Below are 18,531 nucleotides of genomic sequence, written 5' to 3'. Positions count from 1 at the left end.
TCAATCGCGTTGCGCGTGCGCCTCCAGGAATCGCTCCGAAATCGTGAATCCCAGACCCGGCCTTTCGGGGATCGCTATCATACCGTCCTTGGCTTCGACAGTCTCCTCGATCAGATCGTGGATCATCGGGTTCGCGCCGAGCGAATATTCGACGGTGAAACTCGACGGCGAGGCAGCGCAGACATGCAGCCCGGCGAAGAAGCAGGGCGCACCTGCCCACAGATGCGGCGCAAAGCGCAGGTTGAAGGCACTGGCGATGGTGCCGATCTTCATCGCCTCGCTGATGCCGCCGCAGAAAGCAGGGTCGGGCTGAAAGATGTCGGCGGCCTTGAGCATGGCGAGGTCGCGAAAAGCATAGCGGGTCGCTTCGCTTTCGCCAGTCGCGATCGGAACCGCGCCCGATGCCCGCACTTCAGCCATGCCGGGCTTGTCATCGGCAATAACAGGCTCCTCGAACCAGGCGAGGTCGAGGTCGTTGACGAGGTGGATGAAGCGCTTGGCTTCGGCCACGGTGTAGGTGCCATGTGCGTCGACCATCAACTCGATATCGGGGCCGAGCGCCTGCCGTGCGGCATGGACACGGGCGGCAGACACGTGTGCTGCGCCGTCCATGGCACCAACCCGCATCTTCAGCGCCTTGAAACCGCCTCTGGCGATATACGATTTCAACTGCTCGCCGATGGCGTCGGTCGCCGCCCAGCCGCCTGATGCGTAGGCCGGCATGCGGTCGAGCTTGCGGCCACCCAGCAGCCGCCAAACTGGAACCCCAAGCGATTTGCCCAGAATGTCCCACAGCGCGATGTCGACGGCGCTGATGGCGGCGATGCTCATGCCGCGCCGCGCCAGTTGCGGCATGGCGTGGCCAGCGCGGGCGGCGCTATCGTGGCGCACGCCATTGTAGAGCATTTCCCAGATCACACCGATATCGGCCGGATCGCGGCCGATCAATTGCGGCCCGACCTCACAGTTCAGCATGTGGACCAGGGCGCCATAGCTGCCGGCGCTGCCGGCGGCGTTCTTGCCTTCACCCCAGCCGACCAGTCCGTCATCGGTCTCGATGCGCAGGATGGCGGCGTCGAAGGTCGTCACCTGGCCGAAATCGCTGCGGTGTTGCCGAGCGGCTTCGATCGGGACGCGGACCCACCAGGCTAGGACGGTCTTGATGCGCATATTCTTCCCCAACCCTGCCGCCCGGTCAGGGCGGAAAGGCGAATTTCCCAGAGGTAGTCGGCTACTTGATCAGCGGCAGCAACGTTTCGGCGTTGATGCGCATCTGGTCGGTGTAGAATTTTTCCGTGAGCACGCTCGAGCCGTGATCCTGGATGAACTTCAGCTGTTCCGGCGAGATGTCGACCGGATTGCGCTCGACCATGTCGGGATAAGGGGCAGCCGGCGTGCGGTCGACAGGAGCGACGAATTCGTTGGTCAGCGCGCCGTCGTAGCCGATCTCCCGCAAGGTGGCGACGATCTTCGGCCAGTCGATCTGGCCGAGGCCGGCGGCGAAGCGGTTGTTGTCGGCGACGTGGAAATCGAACAGGCGCTTTCCTGCCTGCCGGATCGCGTCATAGACATTAAATTCCTCCATATGGATGTGGTAGGCATCCAGGCAGACGCCGCACTCGGGACTGACTGCATCGGCCAGCGCCAGCGCCTGGGCGCCGCGATTGAACAGATAGGTTTCAAAGCGGTTGAGCGGCTCGACCGCAATCTTGACGCCGACTTTCTTGGCGTGGGCGAAGCATTCACGAGTGGCGTCGACAACCCACTTCCATTCCTCTTCCTCGGTGCCGTCAGGAACGACCTTGCCGACTGTCGCCGGAACAAGCGTGATGATCTCGCCGTCGAGCTCGCTGACCATCGTCAGCACGTCCTTGACATACTGAACGGAACGCTCGCGCTGGCCCTGGTTCCTGGCAGCGAGATTGCGCTCGCCCAACATCAAGGTCACCGCACCCCAGCAGCGGATGCCATGCTCCTTCAGCAGCGCCCGGGTCTCCTTGGTCTTGTACTGCTCCGGCTCGCCGGAAATCTCGATCGACTCGTAGCCGAATTTCTTGATGCGCTTGAGCGTCGTCTCCAACGGTTCCGCGCGCATCCAGTTGTGCGTCGAAAGATGCATCGTCTGTCCTTCCCAAAAATCGCCTGCGACGTGCGTCGCTAAAGGCGACGCATGGGTTCCTCCCCAGGCCATCCCCAGCCATTTTTCACAAACTGGTTCGACCAATTGGGTCTGAAACGAGGTCTACAGCAATTTCTTCTGGACGGCAAGAAGACTGGCGGTGCTAGCCCATTATTTCGTTGATTACATTGATGTATATGCCCCTGCTTTCCACGTCGGGAGGGCTTCCATAGCGCATTGCGAGACTTGACCAAATTCCCGCTTTTGGTAATACCAGAATTATGGCGTACACAATGCGCCGATGTGAAAAAGACCAAAGTGGCTGGCCCTGCTTCCAATCGGCGCTATGCTCGGTCGCGGGACAAATTGAGGAGATTGCCGATGCCGACGACAATGAAGGGCCCTGGACTGTTTCTGGCACAATTCGCGGGCGATGCCGCGCCGTTCAATTCACTGGCATCGATCACCAAATGGGCGGCCGGTCTCGGCTACAAGGGCGTACAGATCCCCACTTGGGACGCGCGGCTGTTCGATCTCGAGAAGGCGGCCTCATCCAAGACCTATTGCGACGAAGTTAAGGGCATCTGCGCGGACGCCGGCGTCGAGATCACCGAACTATCGACCCATCTGCAGGGGCAATTGGTGGCGGTGCATCCGGCCTATGACGCGCAGTTCGACGGTTTTGCACCGGCTTCGGTGCACAACAATCCCAAAGCGCGGCAGCAGTGGGCGGTCGAGCAGATGACGTTCGGCGCCAAGGCCTCGAAGAATCTCGCCCTTGGGGCTTCGGTGAGCTTCTCCGGAGCATTGGCCTTTCCTTACCTTTACCCTTGGCCGCAACGGCCGGCCGGGCTGATCGAGGAAGCATTCGCCGAACTCGGCAAGCGCTGGAAGCCGATCCTCGATGTCTATGAGGACAATGGCGTCGACGTCGGTTACGAAATTCATCCGGGCGAGGACGTATTCGACGGTGCGACCTTCGAGATGTTCCTCGACGCGGTCGGCGGCCACAGACGCTGCAACATCAATTACGATCCGTCGCACTTCCTGCTCCAGCAACTCGACTATCTCGAATTCATCGACATCTATCACGAGCGCATCAAGGCGTTCCACGTCAAGGACGCCGAGTTCAATCCGACCGGCCGGCAAGGCGTCTATTCCGGCTATCAGAGTTGGACCAACCGAGCCGGCCGCTTCCGTTCGCTGGGCGACGGACAGGTGGATTTCGGCGGCATCTTTTCCAAGCTCACCCAATATGGCTATGATTCCTGGGCGGTGCTGGAGTGGGAGTGCTGCTTGAAACATCCGGAAGATGGCGCGGCCGAGGGCGCCCCCTTCATCCAGCACCACATCATACGGGTGACGGAAAAGGCGTTCGACGATTTCGCTGGCGGCACCACTGACAAGAAGGTGCTGCGGGCCATGATGGGAATTTAAAGGACATACTCTCCCCCTTGAGGGGAGGGTGGCCGAAGGGCCGGGTGGGTCGGTTCATGCCGAGTTCTATGCCCGGCAAACCCACCCGATCCGCGCGCGGATCGACCTCCCTTCAAGGGGGTGAGCAACACGAGGGAGAAAGACATGGTCGCCGCATCGAAGTCGGAAACGGGAGGCGGCCCGATCCGCTATGGCATGGTTGGCGGCGGGCAAGGTGCCTTCATCGGCGCGGTGCACCGGATCGCGGCGCGCCTGGATAATGACTTCGTGTTGGTCGCCGGCGCTTTGTCATCCGACCCGGCGCGTGCAAAAGCCTCTGCCGCCGAACTCGGGCTCGACCCCGATCGCAGTTACGCGTCGTATGCCGAAATGGCCAAGGCCGAGGCCAAGCGGTCCGACGGCATCGAGGCGGTGGCCGTCGTCACGCCCAACAATGTTCATGTGCCGGCGGCCAAGGCCTTCCTGGAGGCCGGTATCCACGTCATATGCGACAAGCCGCTGGCGACGACGCTGGCCGAAGCCAAGAAGCTCGCGGCGATAGTCGAGAAGACTGGCAAGGTGTTCGTGCTGACCCACAACTACACCGCCTATCCGATGGTGCGGCAGGCGCGCGAAATGGTCGCCAAGGGCCTGCTCGGCGACATCCGCATCGTGCAGTCCGAATATCCGCAGGACTGGCTGACCGAGGACCTTGCGGCCACAGGCCAGAAGCAGGCGGCGTGGCGCGGCGATCCGAAACAGGCAGGCGCCGGCGGCGCCCTGGGCGATATCGGCACGCATGCCTACAATCTCGCCCGCTTCGTTTCCGGGTTGGAGCTGGATTCCCTTTCAGCCGATCTCGACGCCTTCGTGCCGGGCCGGCTGCTAGATGACAACGTCAATGTCATGCTGCGCTTCAAACCGGCCGGCAAGACGCACCCGGCCAAGGGCATGATCTGGGCCAGCCAGGTGGCGCCCGGCCATGAGAACGGGCTGAAGCTGCGCATCTATGGCTCCAAGGGCGGGCTGGAATGGGTGCAGGCGGACCCGAACTATCTCTGGTACACGCCGTTTGGCCAGCCCAAGCAGTTGCTCACCCGCAATGGCGCCGGCGCGCTGCCGGTAGCAGGCCGTGTCAGTCGCGTGCCGCCAGGTCATCCCGAGGGCTATCTCGAAGGTTTCGCCAACATCTACCAGGAGGCCGCGCGCGCCATCCGCGCGGCGCGCCGCAAGGGCGGCAAGCCGGCAAAGGATGTCGTCTTTCCAACCGTTCAGGACGGCGTCGAAGGCATGGCCTTCATCGAGGCCTGTGTGAAGTCGTCGAAGAAGAATGGGGCGTGGACGAAGCTATAGCTCCGACCTCGCGGGAGAATTGATGGGGGAGAGGCGTCGATGAAGATCGGCATGTGCATGTTCTTGTGGACGACGGCCGTATCGAAGAAACACGAACCGTTGCTCAAGGATATCAAGGCGACCGGCTTCGATGGCGTCGAAATACCGATCTTCGCCGGCGCGCCCGATGACTATAAGAAACTCGGCGATCTGCTCGACCGTATCGGGCTGGAGCGGACCGCGGTTTCAGCCATCGGCGATCCGGCGATGAATTTGATCTCGGCCGATGCCGCAACGCGCAAGGCCGGTGTCAGCTACATGAAATGGGCGATCGACTGCGCGCAATCGCTTGGCGCGGACACGCTGAGTGGCCCGCTGCATTCGACGCTCGGCGCCTTTTCCGGCTCAGGGCCGACGGCTGCAGAGAAGAAGCGTTCCGTCGCCTCGCAACGCGCGATCGGCGACCATGCCGGCAAGAATGGCGTCACTATCGGTCTTGAGGCGCTCAACCGTTTCGAATGCTATCTGCTCAACACGATGGCGGACCTGTCGGAACATATCGACGCCATCGACCGGCCGCACGTCAAGGCGATGTATGACACCTTCCACGCCAATATCGAGGAGACCGACCCGATCGGCGCCTATGCAAAACACCGCCGGAATGTCGTGCATATCCATATCTCGGAAAACGATCGCGGTGTGCCGGGCCGCGGCAACATTCCCTGGAAGGAAACTTTTTCCGCCATCCGCAAGAGCGGCTATGACGACTGGCTGACGATCGAGGCGTTCGGGCGCTCGCTGAAGGATTTGGCGGCGGCGACCAAGGTATGGCGCGATTTTTCCGAGACGCCGGAGGCGGTCTATCGCGATGGCTACAAGCACATCAGGAACGGGTGGAAACGAGCGGCTTAGGCACCCTGATCTGGCGACAGTCACGCGAAGAAGACCTGCGTCGACGATCCTAGGCGCGAGGCGAGACGATGATTGGGCTTCTGCGTCACAAGGCTACCCCTGCTCGGCCTGGATCCTGTTGTAGTCGTGGATGGTCTGGCTCAGCCGGCGGCGCAGGAAGTTGGAAATGTTGTCGAAGATGAAGACCACGAGCAGGATCAGCAGCACCATGTAGAAGACGTTGGCCCAGTTGGAATTGGTGCGCATCGCTTCCCATAGTTTCAGGCCGATGCCGCCGGCGCCGACGGCGCCGATGATTGTCGCGCCGCGGGTGTTGGATTCCCACTGGTAGAGCGTCTGGCTGATGAAAACCGGCACCACTTCCGGCAACACGCCGTAGCGCTGCACCAAAAGGCCGTTGGCCCCGGTCGAGACGACGCCTTCGCGCGGCTTGTCGTCGATGTTCTCCAGCGCCTCGGAATAGGTTTTGCCGAGCGTGCCGATCTCGGTGAAGAAAACGGCTGCACTGCCCGCCAGTGGTCCCGGCCCGAAGGCGCGGGTGAAGAACAGTGCCCAGATCAGCATGTCGATGGAGCGCATGAAGTCGAAGAAGCGCTTGAGCACCTGGTTGACCAGCCGGCTGGGCGTGATGTTGCGGGCGGCGAAGAAGGCGAGCGGGAAGGCGACGATGCCGCCAAGCAAGGTGCCGAGAAAAGCCATGACGATGGTCTGCAAGAGTTTCGTCCAGACATCGCCATGCTGCCACTGGGCGTTGTTCCAGATGTTGTCGCCGGCCAGCGCCAGGTTGGACGTGCCCGGTTTCAGTTCCGGTCCGGAGACGATCATCGAGGCGACTTCGCCTGCCGACTTGCCGAAGAAAGGCGAGCGGGTGTCGAAGACGAAGTTTGCCCAGCCGAGAAAACGCTTGCGTATCCTGACGCGGTCAGCGGCGACGCGGACCTCGCCGGCGAAGCCCATGTCGGCCACGACCTCATCTTCATGCGCTGTGATCCAGCCGGGAACCGGTCCGGAGATCAGCGGCCTGCCGGTGCTTAGCCCGACCGCAACGGTTTCATCATTGGCAATGATTGTGGCTTGCGTCTTGTTGAAGGTGACCGACTTGGCTGTGCCGTCGATCAGGATCGTTACCGAACCATCGGGATTGGCCTTGACCCAGTCCGGGCTGGGATTCGGGCCGAGCACCGAGAAGCGCGGGTATTTGGCGGTGATCTGCGGTTCATCGAGCCGGAAGATCGGCTGCACATCGTAGCTGATCCATTGAGTCAGGAACAGCGGCAGGCGCTCCCAGTGCGATTCCCGCATGACTTGCGGCAGGTTGAAGAACCACAGTGCGTAGAGGAGATAGAAAAAGGTGCCGCCAAGCAACAGCAGCGGCCCGAAGCGTTTTTGGAATGGCCGCTTGAATACCTGCGGAAAGCGTTCCTCGATCGACCGGATTTCATCGGCGGTCATGGTCGTCGTCATTTACGAACCCACAGCAAAAGCCTGTTCGCCGACCAGCTTGCGACGCAACCAGGCGGAGAACTGGTCGACGATGAAGATCGTCGTGAACAGGAGCAGCACGAGAGCTATCGTCTTGGCGCCGAAGCCTCGCGAGATGGACAGCTTCAGTTCCTCACCGATGCCGCCGCCGCCGACCGCGCCCATAATGGTGGAAATGCGGACGTTTATTTCAACACGCAGCAGCGTGTAGGACATGAAGTTGGGCAGCACCTGCGGCAGGCCGGCAAAGCGCACCCGCTCGAACCAATTGGCGCCGACGGCTCGCAGGCCTTCCTCGGGTCGCATGTCGATGTTCTCGTTTATCTCGTAAAACAGCTTGCCCAGCGCGCCGATCGAATGCAGGCCGATGGCGATGATGGCGGCGATCGGGCCGATCGAGACGATGGCCGCGAACAAGCCGGCGATGACGATCTCCGGGAAGGCGCGCAGCAACTCCATGAAGCGCTTGACGATCAGCCGCAGCACCGGATGCGGCGTCAGATTGCGCGCCGCGATGAAGGAAAACGGCACTGCAAAGAGGAAGCCGACGAAGGTCGAGACCAGCGCCACGTTGAGCGTGGTCAGCATCAGCTCGAAATATTCGGGAATATAGAAGCTGCCCCAGACATAAGCGCGGCCCAGCGGAAAGTTGAATTCCTGTGTGCCGGTGTCATGCGGGGAAGCGATGTCGAACATCGCCCGCCAGACATCGTTCCAGTCCTTGGGAACGAGCCAGCTCAGAAAATCCAGCAAATGCGGCAGCCGGTCGAAGAAATGCCCGGCATTGGCCTCGTCGGCGAACCACATGGTGCCGCCGAGCCCGACAAGAAGCAGGCCGAAGCCGATGGCGGTGTAAAGCCGGCGCAACGATGTCTGGCGACGCCAGGCGTCGGCCATCTGGTGAGTGGCGCCGGAAGGGGCTGTCTCGGAAAGGGTCATGATCGGACATGCAAGAAGGGCGGCGTTTGCTAACGCCGCCCTTCCTGATTTTGCCATTAGCCGCCAATGGCTGCCTTACGGGCTTCGATGATGACTTTGTAGAAGTCTGCCTTCACCGGAACGTAGCCGGTAAAGTCGCCGCCTTCGACGCCTTCGAAGCAGGCCTTGTCCTTCTTGGGCAGCTGCGTGAAGAAGTCGGTGAGCTTGGCGGTCATTTCTTTGCCGAGCGCGGTGCGCACGACCAGCGGGCCGTTCGGGATCAGGCCGGAGCGCCAGACTTCAACGAAGTCGTTGGGATCGACGGCGCCCTTGGCGACTTCCTTGTGGAAGGTGCCGGAGGTGTAGCCGTCCTTGAAGTGGCCAATGCCGGACGAATCGTCCACCGCCACGTCGACCTTGCCGTCACGCACGGCCAGAACGTTGTTCTCGTGGCCGCCATTGAACTGAGTCGAAGCGAAGAAGGTTTCGTTCGAAGCGCCGGTGTCCTTCGGAATTTGGGTCAGCGGGATTAGATAGCCGGAGGTCGAATCCGGATCGGCGTAACCAAGCTTCTTGCCCTTGGCCGACTTGATGTCGGTGATGCCGGAGGATTTCAGGGCGAGGCCGATCGAATAGTAGCCTGTGGCGCCGTCGGTCTGCTGGGTGGTGAGGATCGGGGTGACTGCCTTCGGGTCCTTTAGAGCGACACTGGCATAGCCGGAAGCGCCGAGCTCGGCGAAGTCGAGCGTGCCACCGAGCAGGCCCTGGATCACGCCATCATAATCGGCGGCGGGGAACAGCGAGACCTTTTCGAAGCCGAATTCGGTCTTCAAATGGTCGGCGAGGCACTGGTAGTTGCGCAGCCGGTCGGTTTCGTTTTCGCCGCCGAGAATGCCGACGCGAAATTCCTTCATATCGGCCGCGTGGGCCATGCTGGTCGCCATGGCGAGCACCGAAACGGCGCTAAAAACCATCTTCCTGAACATTGGATATCTCTCCTGTAGGTTCCGGCCCCGCGCCGGCAGCGTTATCGATTTTGACAGGTGCCCTTGACGTGGGCTGGCGATCCCAACCGCTCTCAGTATCCCGGGAATGCGGGCTCGAGCGGTCCGGCGGATGCGGCGATCTTTCGGCTGAAGGCAACGCTGGTCGAGGTGATGGCCTCTGAGATTTCCTGGCCATTGTTGTCTGCGCCGTAGACGAGGCGCACGGCTTCGCGGTTGAGCTCTTCCGGCGGCCCGTCGAAAACGACCTTGCCGGCGGCCATGCCGACAATGCGGTTGCAATAGGTGCGGGCGGTGTCCAGCGTGTGCAGATTGGTGACGACGGTGATGCCTTCGCGCAAATTGATGTCCTGCAGCGAGTCCATCACCACCTTGGCGTTGAGTGGATCGAGCGAAGCGATCGGCTCGTCTGCGAGGATAACCCTGGGCTGCTGCATCATGGCGCGGGCAATGGCGACGCGCTGCTGCTGCCCGCCCGACAAAGTGCCGGCGGGCTGCAGCGCTGTACGGGCAATGTCGAGCCGCTCGAGTGCCGCGACCGCCTCGGCGCATTCGGCGCGAGAGAACATGCCGAACAGGTTTGACATGGTCGAACGGTGGTTCAGCTTGCCGAGCAGCACATTGGTCAGCACGTCGAGGCGCGGCACCAGGTTGAACTGCTGGAAGATCATGGCGCAGTCGCGTTGCCAGCGCCGCAGCGGCGAGCCGCTCAACTGGGAGACCTCGGCGCCGTCAAAAAAAATCGACCCCTGGCTGGGATCGATGAGGCGGTTGATCATGCGAAGAAGGGTTGATTTGCCGGCGCCCGAACGACCGATAATGCCAACCATCTGACCCTGCGGGATCGCGATGTTGATGTCGCTGACGGCGGTGTTCTTGCCAAATCGTCGGGTGACACCGCGGATTTCGAGCGTGGCAGAGGTTACTGACATGGGGCAGGTTCCAGTCCGGACCATATTGATCGTCAGGCACTCGCCTAACGCAGCCACATGAACCTGCCGTGTCGCGATGATGTCAGTTTTGTTACGCTCCACAGGCGTGGAGTTACGGTCGGCCCAAGACCTGCAGTTCCTCGCAGTGGAGGCATCGAACAGGTCCTGCCATGCGGCTGCCATGACGATGATGTGAAGAATTATCCTTCGTATTTTTCCAGGAAGGCCTCGGCCGATAGTTCCCGGAAATCGTCGAGCGAAGCGCGCAGCCTGGCATGATCCCAGTCCCACCAGGCAAGCGCCTGGTAGCGTTCGGCGGTTCGGCGGTCGAAGCGCTCACGGATCGGTTTTGCCGGCACGCCGGCGACGATGGTGTAGGGGGCGACATCCTTCGAGACGACAGCGCCGGCACCGACCGCCGCACCGTCGCCGACTGTGACGCCGGGCAGGATAGTCGAGCCATGGCCGAGCCAGGTGTCGTGGCCGATGGTGACGCGTTTGGCGCGGCGCTGGGCGAAGAACTCGCTCTCGTGTTCGGCGTCGTCCCAATAATCCGAGGCGCGATAGGTGAAGTGATGCAGTGTCGGCCGCCAAGTCGGGTGGTTGGTGGCGTTGATGCGCACGCTTGCCGCGATGTTGGAAAACTTGCCGATCGTGGCGCACCAGACAGCGCAATCCTGCATCATGTAGGAATAGTCGCCGAGTTCGCTCTCCAACACCCGGCTGCGGTCGGCGATCTCGGTCCAGCGGCCGAGCGTCGAGTTCTGCACCTCCGCCGTCGGGTGGACCAGCGGTGTCCCCGATAATTTCCTGGTCATGCGGCGACTTTTCCGGGAGCGAAAGCGGTAACGTCGATGATGCGGTCGGCAACCGCCTCGCGCACGTCGTGGTCATGGAAGATGCCGAGCAGGGCGACATCAGCCGCTTTCTTGGCGGCGATGAGTTCGATCACGACGTCGCGGTTCCTGGCATCGAGCGAGGCGGTCGGCTCGTCGAGCAGCAGGATCGGGTGCTCGGTGATGAAGCCGCGCGCGATGTTGACGCGCTGCTGCTCGCCGCCGGAGAAGGTCGCCGGCGGCAATGCCCAGAGTTTTTCCGGCAGGTTGAGTTGCGCCAGCAAGCCGCGTGCCTTGTCGCGGGCAATCTCGCGGTCCTCGCCGCGCTCGACCAGCGGTTCGGCGACGACATCGAGCGCCGAGACGCGCGGCACGGTGCGCAGGAACTGGCTGACATAGCCGATCGTTTGCCGGCGCACGGCAAGCACGGTGCGCGGGCTGGCGGTGGCAAGGTCGATCAGTCCGTCGTCATGCGTGACGATGATCTGGCCTTCATCGACGGCATAGTTGCCGTAGAGCATCTTCAGGATCGAGCTCTTGCCGGCACCGGACGGGCCGCCGAGCACGGTGCATTCGCCCGCCCTGATCGAGAACGAGACACCGGCGATCACCGGCAGTTTGATGCCGTCGCGCAGATGCATGGTGAAGCTCTTGGCGACGTCCGAGACAACAAGCGGGGTGGCCATCAGAAGGTGCTCCCATCGTCATTCGTTTGCGGGCCAACACCCCCCTCTGGCCAATGCAATTGCACGTGCGGAATAACGGTGAAATCTCGAAGCGGGTGGTTGCGAGGTGTCGGCGCGAGGCACCCCCCTCTGTCCTGCCGGACATCTCCCCCGGAAGGGTGGAGATTGGCAGTTTCACCCGCAGCGCTTTTCTTGCAGCCTTGGTAATTGGTGAAAGCAGCAGGGACAGCCGATCTCCCTCCTTGCGGGGGAGATGGCCGGCAGGCCAGAGGGGGGTGCCTCGCGCTAAGGTTTCGCGAACACGCACTTTGAGACTTCATCGTCAAACCTGTAGAATCGAGGAAACGAGCAACTGGGTGTAGGGCGCGCGCGGGTCGTCGAGCACGCGGTCGGTGAGACCGCTTTCGACGACGCGGCCGTCCTTCATCACCATCATGCGCTGCGACAACAGCCGCGCTACCGCGAGGTCATGGGTGACGACGATTGCCGCCAGGCCGAGATCGGTGACCAGACCGCGCAGCAGGTCGAGCAGGCGTGCCTGAACCGAGACGTCGAGGCCGCCGGTCGGCTCGTCCATGAACACTAGCCGTGGGCCGGTGACGAGGTTGCGAGCGATCTGCAGGCGCTGGCGCATGCCGCCGGAGAAGGCGCGCGGCTCGTCGTCGATGCGGTCCTCGTCGATCTCGACGCGCGACAGCCAGTCGACGGCGGTGGCGCGGATCTTGCCGTAGTGGCGGTCGCCGACAGCCATCAGCCGTTCGCCGACATTGGCGCCGGCCGACACCGTCATGCGCAGGCCGTCGGCAGGGTTCTGATGGACGAAACCCCAGTCGGTGCGCATCAGGAAGCGGCGCTCGGCCTCGCTCATGCGATAAAGCTCGCGGAACTGGCCGTCGCGCATGCGGTAGCTGGCGGTACCGGAACTCGGCAGCAGCCGCGTCGACAGGCAGTTGAGCAATGTCGTCTTGCCGGAGCCGGACTCACCGACGACAGCCAGGACTTCGCCCGGCCACAGGTCGAAGGAGACGTTGTCGCAGCCGACGCGCGAGCCGTAGAATTTGGACAGCGCCGAGACGCGCAGCAGCGGTTCGTCGGTCATTGCTTCTCCTTACCCTCCCCCTTGTGGGGAGGGTCGGCGCGCAGCGCCGGGGTGGGGGCTGAGTGGAGTGTGGATTGGTCAAGCCCCCCACCCGCGCCTTCGGCGCGACCTCCCCACAAGGGGGAGGTAGGGGCGTTGCGCCGCTTCTCGCAGTGGTCGGTGTCGGAGCAGACGAACATGTGGCCGCCATGGTCGTCGAGGATGACCTCGTCGAGATAGACATTCTCGGCCGCGCACAGCGCGCAGGGCTGGTCGAAGGTCTGCACCTCGAACGGATGATCCTCGAAGTCGAGGCTGACCACTTCGGTGAAGGGCGGCACCGCATAGATGCGCTTTTCGCGGCCGGCGCCGAACAGCTGCAGGGCCGGCGAGCGGTGCATCTTGGGATTGTCGAACTTAGGCGTCGGCGACGGGTCCATCACATAGCGGCCCTCGACCTTGACCGGATAGGCATAGGTGGTGGCGATGCGGCCGTGCTTGGCGATGTCCTCGTAGAGCTTGACATGCATGAGGCCGTATTCCTCCAGCGCATGCATCTTGCGCGTTTCGGTCTCTCGCGGTTCAAGGAAGCGCAGCGGCTCGGGGATAGGCACCTGGTAGACAAGCACCTGGCCCGCAGTCAGCGGATGCTCGGGGATGCGGTGACGGGTCTGGATGATGGTGGCGCTGGCTGTGTCGGTGGTCACCGCGACATTGGCGACCTTCTTGAAGAAGGCGCGGATCGAGACGGCATTGGTGGTGTCGTCGGCGCCCTGGTCGATCACCTTCAGCACATCGTCGGGGCCGATGATCGAGGCGGTGACCTGCACGCCGCCGGTGCCCCAGCCATAGGGCATCGGCATTTCGCGCGAGGCGAACGGCACCTGATAGCCTGGGATGGCGATGCCCTTGAGGATGGCGCGGCGGATCATCCGCTTGGTCTGTTCGTCGAGATAGGCGAAGTTGTAGGTTGCGATGTCGGTCATTGCGCGACTTCCAGTCCCTTGGCGTAGCGTGCCAGCCGCTCCGCGAGCGTGCCTGTGTGCAGTTCGAACATGTGGTTGTCGTCGTCGTAGAAATAGATCGAGCGGCCTTCATCCTCGACGCGTGGGCGCGGCGGGCGCATGTCGAGGCCAAGCGTTTTGACGCGCTCGGCGTAGCGGTCGAAATCGGCGTCATCGATCTTGAAGGCGATGTGGTTGTAGCTGCGTTCCGGCAAGGGCTCGCCCTCCATAATGGCGATCCAGATGTCGCCGATCAGGAAGAACTTTTCGCGCGACAGCGAGAACTGTTCGGCGCCGCTGGCATAGACCTCTCGGGCGTCGAGTATGCCCTCGAGGATCTCGGTCATCCGGTCGAGATCGCGGACGATGAAGGTCATGTGGGAGAGGCCTTCGATCATTCCGCGGCCTCCCGCTTCTCTTCGGCCTTGGCGGGGTTTTCGCGGGCGTCGTATTCGGCGCGCATGCGGCGCACGAGGTCGAGTTCGGCCTGAAAGTCGACATAGTGCGGCAGCTTCAGATGTTCGACGAAGCCGGTCGCCTGGACGTTGTCGGAATGCGAGATGACGAACTCCTCATCCTGGGCAGCGGCGACGACATCCTCGCCCAACTCGCTGGCGCGCAGCGCGCGGTCGCAGAGCGCCATCGCCATCGCCTTGCGCTCGCTCTGGCCGAAGACCAGGCCGTAGCCGCGGGTGAATTGCGGCGGCGCTTTCGCCGACCCTTTGAACTGGTTGACCATCTGGCATTCGGTGATGCGCACCGTGCCGAGCGGGACAGCAAAAGGCAATTCGGGCACATCTAGCTCCAGCTCGACCTCGCCGATGCGGATTTCGCCGACAAAGGGATGGTTGCGGGCATAGCCGCGCTGCGTGGAATAGCCGAGCGCCAGCAGGAAGCCCTCGTCGCCGCGCGACAGCGCCTGCAGGCGAATGTCGCGCGCCATCGGGAACTCCAGCGGCTCGCGGGTGATGTCGCCGGGGACGTGATCCTGCGGCATGTCGCCATCCGGCTCGATCAGGCCTTCGCGGGCAAGGATGGCCGAGACGCGCGGCATGGCTTGCGCCTCGGTCTCGCGCTGCAGCGGCTCGGCGACGTCGGCGCCGGCGGCAAGCTCGGGATCGAGCAGCCGGTGGGTGTAATCGAAAGTAGGCCCAAGCAACTGGCCGCCGGGCAGGTCCTTATAGGTCGCCGATACCCGCCGCTCGACCAGCATGGCGGCGGTGTCGATGGGCTTGGTGTAGCCGAAGCGCGGCAGCGTGGTGCGATAGGCGCGTACCAGGAAGATTGCCTCGATCATGTCGCCGCGCGCCTGGACGATGGCGAGTGCAGCCAATTCCCGGTCGTAGAGCGAGCCTTCACTCATCACCCGGTCGACGCCGAGCGCCAGCTGCTCGACGATCTGATCGAGACGAAGCGCCGGCACCGAACGGTCGCCGCGCCGGCGGTCGGCAAGCAGGCTGTGGGCATTGGCAATTGCGGCTTCGCCGCCTTTTACCGCGACATACATATTACGTCTCCATCGTCTTGACGCGCGTCGTGCGCGGCAGGCAGGCTATGCCATCAGCGGCGGCGAGGATGATGTCGACGCCGCGCGGGAAGCGCTTGATGTTCTGCTTCCACTGTTCGACGAAATGGCGCGGCATCTGCGCCGGCGCGATCGTGGCGCTGGTTTCGATGCCGGGACCTTCGAGCAACAATGGCGTGCCGGAGACGAGATCGCTGACGTGCAGGATCAGCGTGGTCGAACGGTCGGGATAATCCTGCGTGCCTTGCGAAAAGCCGTCGAGCGCCATCATCTCGGCCGGCGTGGCGATCAACGCAAAATGCGCATCGGCCGGCGTGTTGGCCAATGGTGCGCCGGTGTGGAAACCAAGCCAGGATTTGATGGCGGTGGAAGCCTGTAAAGCCGGGTCGAGCCACAGCGGAGTGTCGTTGTCGCAAAGCGCCAGCGCAATGGCACCGGCGGTCGCCGAGAGCGGCGCCGGCGGGCGGGCGAAGGCCGGCAGCGGCTGCATGCTGCCCGGCCGCGCCATTGCGTCCATGACCGCGCGGAACACAGTCTGGGCATTGAAGACCGGATCGGCGAAACCGCCTTCGATCGATTGCGCTGCGATGTCCATCAGTCTTCTCCGCGAACCATGGTGAAGAAATCCACCTTCGTGGCCGCCGTCTCGGCGCGGCGGCGTTCATGCGTCGTGGTCAGGGCCGACCGCAGAGGCGCTATCAGCCCGGTCTCGACCTCGGCGCGGCAGGCCGGGTCCTGCCACAATGCGTCGGCGATGGCCGCCAGCTTCGCCTTCTGCTTGTCGCGGCCAAGCGCATAGCAATGGCCGACCTGTCCGGACGGCAGCCGGACGGTGGCGCGGGTGACCGTCGCCTCGCCGACATTGAAGGGCGCGCCGCCACCGCCGATGCGGCCGCGCACGGTGACTAGGCCGGTTTCGGGGCCGCGCAGCAACTCTGCGTCCGAAGGCAGTCCGGCCTCGTTCCAGAGCCGAACGATGTCGTCGCCGCTGGATTGCGCCAGGGTTGCCATGACAGCCTTGCGTTCGGCCTGGTCGCGGGCTTCCTGTCCTCGCATCAGCAACATTCCTCTTCGCCAAATTTGTCTATTGATATAGACAATTATACAAATTATACCTATTATCTAGCGCGAGTCCATGACGGGTGGATGACAAGCACTTGAAGACTGGGGGCAATCAATGGTCGGGCGGCTGGCAGCGGACAGCATCGAGCGGCGCAGCGGCGTCTCGCTGTGGCGGCAGATCGCCGAGAAGATCCTGCAGGCGATCGCCGTCGGCGATTTCGCAGAAAGCGCCGCGCTGCCGCCGGAGATGGCACTGGCTGAGCGCTATGGCGTCAACCGCCACACCGTGCGCAGCGCCATATCGGCCCTTGTGCAGGAAGGGGTGCTGCGGGCCGAGCAGGGGCGCGGCACCTTCGTGCTGTCGCGCAGGCGGCTGTCCTATCCCATCGGTGCGCGCACACGCTTTTCAACGGGCCTGCAAGGGCAGACATCGGAACGGCATATCGTCCTGCTGGCGTCCTCGGTCGAGCCGGCCAGCCAGCGCGTCGCCGAGGGGCTGGGGCTCGCCAAGGGAGCCGATGTGATCCGCCTGGAAACGCGCGGCGAAGCCGACGGACGGCCTGTGTCGCGCGCTGCCGGCTGGTTCGATGCCCGGCGCTTTGCCGGTATCGATGCTGCAATGGCGGAGACCGGCTCGATCACCGCATCGCTCGCCCGGTTCGGTATCGACGACTATCTCAGGCAATCGACAGTGCTATCGGCGCGCCACGCCGATGCGGCGGACCTTGCCGACCTCGACCTGCAACCGGGCGCCATCGTGCTGGTTACGGTCGCTATCAACGTCACGCCGGACGGCCAGCCGATCCAGTTTTCGGAGTCCCGGTTTCCGGCGGAACGGGTGGAGTTGAAGCTGTCGGCACTGTAGGGAGTGGCGGCCTCATACGAGACCGTGACTTCTGACTCGCGCTGATCGGTCGCGCGCTCCCCTGTCAGCGGCTTGGCGTTTGAGGACCGCCTTCCCCCACTCCGTCTCGGCTTCGCCGAGCCACCTCTCCCCCCTCCGGAGGGAGAGGAAGGGAGCCCGCTGGCGGGAGAGGGAGGGAGTCTGGTTGAGGAGCGTTGGCTGCAATAGGCTCGCACCTTCCTCTACCCCGTCGATCGGGGGAGAGGTGGCTCGGCGAAGCCGAGACGGAGTGGGGGTCGATCTGCGCGGGGCCGCGTCAATTCGGGCCGGGTTCACCGCCTGCTAAGTTATGCTCCCACCTCGATCACAGCCTTGATCAGGCCGGATTTCTCATGCGCCCAGCGGGCGAGATCGCGCGGCGTGGCCGCGAGCGTGGTGCGGTGGGTGACGAGTTTTGCCAGCGGAACGGCGCCGTTGCTGATCGAAGCGGCAACATGATCGAAGTCGGCGCGCAATGCGTTGCGGCTGCCGATCAGCGTCATCTCGCGTTTGTGGAATTCGGGATCGGAAAAGCTGATGTCGTCCTTGACGACGCTGACCAGCACCAGTGTCCCGCCATGCGCGACATGGGCGAAGGCCGACTGCACGGACTGGGCGTTGCCGGTGGCGTCGAAGACCACATCGAAACCTTCGCCTGATGTCGCCTCCTTGACCATGTCGGGCACCGCGCCGCGCGAACCGTCGAGGGTCTGGAACCCAAGCTCATTCTCGGCGAAGGCGAGCCTTTCACTGCTCATGTCGAGCAGTGCCACGTGGAGGCCGGCGATGCGGGCGAAGATGGCGGTGCCGAGCCCGATCGGGCCGGCGCCGATGACCAGCGTGCGTCCACCCGGATCGGCCCGTGCACGCCGCACGGCATGCGCGCCGATGGCCAGGAATTCGACGGCAGCGGCGTCGGCCAGCGACAGGCCGTTGGCCGGATAGAGATTTTGTGCCGGAACCAGGATGCGTTCGCACATGGCGCCGTCGCGATGCACGCCGAGCACCTCGATGCTGACGCAGCAATTCGGCTTGCCGTGCCGGCAGGCTATGCACTTGCCGCAAGAAAGATAGGGGTTGATGACGACCGGTTCGCCAACGGCCAGTTCGACACCTTCCCCGGGCTCCACCACGGTACCCGATACTTCATGGCCCATGATGCGGGGATAGGCGAGGAACGGGTGCTTGCCCTCGAAGATGTGATAGTCGGTGCCGCAGATGCCGACATGGCTGACGGACACCAGCGCCCAGCCGGGAGGCGGCGCGCCGGGGGCCGGACGGTCTTCCAGGATAAGATCGCCGGGCGAACGGCAGACGACGGCCTTCATGCTTCAATCCAGTC

18 protein-coding genes and 1 pseudogene are annotated in these 18,531 nt (G+C 63.3%); 4 read left to right on the top strand and 15 right to left on the bottom strand.

The window, feature by feature from the left end; genetic code table 11:
- Together NKJ90_RS01715 and NKJ90_RS01710 are read right to left on the bottom strand one after the other, a co-directional pair.
- Positions 1-1,170 carry a mandelate racemase/muconate lactonizing enzyme family protein gene (locus NKJ90_RS01715; RefSeq protein WP_023760821.1) on the bottom strand — a complete coding sequence of 390 codons (1,170 nt, stop codon included), beginning with the start codon at positions 1,168-1,170 and terminating at the stop codon, positions 1-3.
- A 61-nt stretch (positions 1,171-1,231) separates the two neighbouring features.
- Entirely contained in the window at positions 1,232-2,119 is an 888-nt protein-coding gene (locus NKJ90_RS01710; protein ID WP_023760820.1) for a sugar phosphate isomerase/epimerase family protein, read from the bottom strand.
- 381 nt (positions 2,120-2,500) lie between these two features.
- Between NKJ90_RS01710 and NKJ90_RS01705 the strand changes: the two genes are divergently transcribed.
- The 3 genes from NKJ90_RS01705 (at position 2,501) to NKJ90_RS01695 (ending at position 5,779) form a co-directional block, all read left to right on the top strand.
- The gene (locus NKJ90_RS01705; RefSeq protein WP_023760819.1) at positions 2,501-3,556 is read left to right on the top strand and encodes a sugar phosphate isomerase/epimerase family protein; all 1,056 of its coding nucleotides are present in this window, start codon (positions 2,501-2,503) and stop codon (positions 3,554-3,556) included.
- A 144-nt stretch (positions 3,557-3,700) separates the two neighbouring features.
- Positions 3,701-4,888, top strand: coding sequence for a Gfo/Idh/MocA family protein (locus NKJ90_RS01700; RefSeq protein WP_352485576.1), 1,188 nt, complete (start codon positions 3,701-3,703; stop codon positions 4,886-4,888).
- A 39-nt stretch (positions 4,889-4,927) separates the two neighbouring features.
- The gene (locus NKJ90_RS01695) at positions 4,928-5,779 is read left to right on the top strand and encodes a sugar phosphate isomerase/epimerase family protein (protein WP_023760818.1); all 852 of its coding nucleotides are present in this window, start codon (positions 4,928-4,930) and stop codon (positions 5,777-5,779) included.
- A gap of 93 nt (positions 5,780-5,872) precedes the next feature.
- Here the strand turns inward: NKJ90_RS01695 and phnE (NKJ90_RS01690) are convergent, their stop codons facing one another.
- The 12 genes and pseudogenes from phnE (NKJ90_RS01690) to phnG form a co-directional block, all read right to left on the bottom strand.
- Complete coding sequence (gene phnE, locus NKJ90_RS01690; RefSeq protein WP_023760817.1) at positions 5,873-7,243, bottom strand: phosphonate ABC transporter, permease protein PhnE; 1,371 nt, start codon at positions 7,241-7,243, stop codon at positions 5,873-5,875.
- A complete protein-coding gene (gene phnE, locus NKJ90_RS01685) occupies positions 7,244-8,200 on the bottom strand; it encodes a phosphonate ABC transporter, permease protein PhnE (RefSeq protein ID WP_023760816.1) in 957 nt (318 codons plus the stop codon).
- A 56-nt stretch (positions 8,201-8,256) separates the two neighbouring features.
- Complete coding sequence (gene phnD, locus NKJ90_RS01680) at positions 8,257-9,165, bottom strand: phosphonate ABC transporter substrate-binding protein (RefSeq protein WP_023760815.1); 909 nt, start codon at positions 9,163-9,165, stop codon at positions 8,257-8,259.
- Between the two features lie 92 nt (positions 9,166-9,257).
- Positions 9,258-10,115 carry a phosphonate ABC transporter ATP-binding protein gene (gene phnC, locus NKJ90_RS01675; protein WP_023760814.1) on the bottom strand — a complete coding sequence of 286 codons (858 nt, stop codon included), beginning with the start codon at positions 10,113-10,115 and terminating at the stop codon, positions 9,258-9,260.
- Positions 10,116-10,315: 200 nt separating this feature from the next.
- A complete protein-coding gene (locus NKJ90_RS01670; protein WP_023760813.1) occupies positions 10,316-10,933 on the bottom strand; it encodes a DapH/DapD/GlmU-related protein in 618 nt (205 codons plus the stop codon).
- Complete coding sequence (phnL, locus tag NKJ90_RS01665; protein WP_023760812.1) at positions 10,930-11,637, bottom strand: phosphonate C-P lyase system protein PhnL; 708 nt, start codon at positions 11,635-11,637, stop codon at positions 10,930-10,932. The genes NKJ90_RS01670 and phnL overlap by 4 nt, the downstream gene beginning before the upstream one ends.
- Before the next feature lie 322 nt (positions 11,638-11,959).
- Entirely contained in the window at positions 11,960-12,736 is a 777-nt protein-coding gene (gene phnK, locus NKJ90_RS01660) for a phosphonate C-P lyase system protein PhnK (RefSeq protein WP_023760811.1), read from the bottom strand.
- Positions 12,737-12,873: 137 nt separating this feature from the next.
- Positions 12,874-13,701: pseudogene (locus NKJ90_RS01655) on the bottom strand (alpha-D-ribose 1-methylphosphonate 5-phosphate C-P-lyase PhnJ); the annotation flags it as partial.
- Positions 13,698-14,117, bottom strand: coding sequence for a FosX/FosE/FosI family fosfomycin resistance hydrolase (fosX, locus tag NKJ90_RS01650; RefSeq protein WP_023760809.1), 420 nt, complete (start codon positions 14,115-14,117; stop codon positions 13,698-13,700). The gene fosX and the pseudogene NKJ90_RS01655, both read right to left, overlap by 4 nt.
- Positions 14,114-15,226: a carbon-phosphorus lyase complex subunit gene (locus tag NKJ90_RS01645; protein ID WP_023760808.1), complete on the bottom strand. Its 1,113-nt coding sequence runs from the start codon at positions 15,224-15,226 to the stop codon at positions 14,114-14,116. The genes fosX and NKJ90_RS01645 overlap by 4 nt, the downstream gene beginning before the upstream one ends.
- Position 15,227: 1 nt before the next feature.
- The gene (gene phnH, locus NKJ90_RS01640) at positions 15,228-15,839 is read right to left on the bottom strand and encodes a phosphonate C-P lyase system protein PhnH (RefSeq protein ID WP_023760807.1); all 612 of its coding nucleotides are present in this window, start codon (positions 15,837-15,839) and stop codon (positions 15,228-15,230) included.
- Positions 15,839-16,300, bottom strand: a complete 462-nt coding sequence (gene phnG / locus NKJ90_RS01635; RefSeq protein WP_023760806.1) for a phosphonate C-P lyase system protein PhnG — start codon at positions 16,298-16,300, stop codon at positions 15,839-15,841. Before phnG ends, phnH begins: the two co-directional genes overlap by 1 nt.
- A gap of 121 nt (positions 16,301-16,421) precedes the next feature.
- Here phnG and phnF point away from each other — a divergent pair, with 121 nt between their 5' ends.
- Positions 16,422-17,171 (top strand): phosphonate metabolism transcriptional regulator PhnF, encoded by a 750-nt coding sequence (gene phnF, locus NKJ90_RS01630; protein ID WP_023760805.1) that lies wholly within the window; start codon positions 16,422-16,424, stop codon positions 17,169-17,171.
- Between the two features lie 326 nt (positions 17,172-17,497).
- Here phnF and NKJ90_RS01625 read toward each other — a convergent pair whose 3' ends face one another.
- Positions 17,498-18,517 carry a zinc-binding alcohol dehydrogenase family protein gene (locus NKJ90_RS01625; RefSeq protein ID WP_023760804.1) on the bottom strand — a complete coding sequence of 340 codons (1,020 nt, stop codon included), beginning with the start codon at positions 18,515-18,517 and terminating at the stop codon, positions 17,498-17,500.
- Positions 18,518-18,531 lie beyond the last annotated feature (14 nt).

The sequence above is a fragment of the Mesorhizobium sp. M0051 genome, assembly GCF_040323235.1.
Classification (GTDB): domain Bacteria; phylum Pseudomonadota; class Alphaproteobacteria; order Rhizobiales; family Rhizobiaceae; genus Mesorhizobium.
Note: the sequence above shows the minus strand (reverse complement) of the source record. Positions and strands in the feature narration are given on the sequence as shown.

What these genes read in the sequence shown, in the direction of transcription:
- NKJ90_RS01715 (WP_023760821.1), bottom strand. Translation starts at nt 1,170, where the DNA reads ATGCGCATCAAGACCGTCCTAGCCTGGTGGGTCCGCGTCCCGATCGAA.
- NKJ90_RS01710 (WP_023760820.1), bottom strand. Translation starts at nt 2,119, where the DNA reads ATGCATCTTTCGACGCACAACTGGATGCGCGCGGAACCGTTGGAGACG.
- NKJ90_RS01705 (WP_023760819.1), top strand. Translation starts at nt 2,501, where the DNA reads ATGCCGACGACAATGAAGGGCCCTGGACTGTTTCTGGCACAATTCGCG.
- NKJ90_RS01700 (WP_352485576.1), top strand. Translation starts at nt 3,701, where the DNA reads ATGGTCGCCGCATCGAAGTCGGAAACGGGAGGCGGCCCGATCCGCTAT.
- NKJ90_RS01695 (WP_023760818.1), top strand. Translation starts at nt 4,928, where the DNA reads ATGAAGATCGGCATGTGCATGTTCTTGTGGACGACGGCCGTATCGAAG.
- phnE (WP_023760817.1), bottom strand. Translation starts at nt 7,243, where the DNA reads ATGACGACGACCATGACCGCCGATGAAATCCGGTCGATCGAGGAACGC.
- phnE (WP_023760816.1), bottom strand. Translation starts at nt 8,200, where the DNA reads ATGACCCTTTCCGAGACAGCCCCTTCCGGCGCCACTCACCAGATGGCC.
- phnD (WP_023760815.1), bottom strand. Translation starts at nt 9,165, where the DNA reads ATGTTCAGGAAGATGGTTTTTAGCGCCGTTTCGGTGCTCGCCATGGCG.
- phnC (WP_023760814.1), bottom strand. Translation starts at nt 10,115, where the DNA reads ATGTCAGTAACCTCTGCCACGCTCGAAATCCGCGGTGTCACCCGACGA.
- NKJ90_RS01670 (WP_023760813.1), bottom strand. Translation starts at nt 10,933, where the DNA reads ATGACCAGGAAATTATCGGGGACACCGCTGGTCCACCCGACGGCGGAG.
- phnL (WP_023760812.1), bottom strand. Translation starts at nt 11,637, where the DNA reads ATGGCCACCCCGCTTGTTGTCTCGGACGTCGCCAAGAGCTTCACCATG.
- phnK (WP_023760811.1), bottom strand. Translation starts at nt 12,736, where the DNA reads ATGACCGACGAACCGCTGCTGCGCGTCTCGGCGCTGTCCAAATTCTAC.
- fosX (WP_023760809.1), bottom strand. Translation starts at nt 14,117, where the DNA reads ATGATCGAAGGCCTCTCCCACATGACCTTCATCGTCCGCGATCTCGAC.
- NKJ90_RS01645 (WP_023760808.1), bottom strand. Translation starts at nt 15,226, where the DNA reads ATGTATGTCGCGGTAAAAGGCGGCGAAGCCGCAATTGCCAATGCCCAC.
- phnH (WP_023760807.1), bottom strand. Translation starts at nt 15,839, where the DNA reads ATGGACATCGCAGCGCAATCGATCGAAGGCGGTTTCGCCGATCCGGTC.
- phnG (WP_023760806.1), bottom strand. Translation starts at nt 16,300, where the DNA reads ATGCGAGGACAGGAAGCCCGCGACCAGGCCGAACGCAAGGCTGTCATG.
- phnF (WP_023760805.1), top strand. Translation starts at nt 16,422, where the DNA reads ATGGTCGGGCGGCTGGCAGCGGACAGCATCGAGCGGCGCAGCGGCGTC.
- NKJ90_RS01625 (WP_023760804.1), bottom strand. Translation starts at nt 18,517, where the DNA reads ATGAAGGCCGTCGTCTGCCGTTCGCCCGGCGATCTTATCCTGGAAGAC.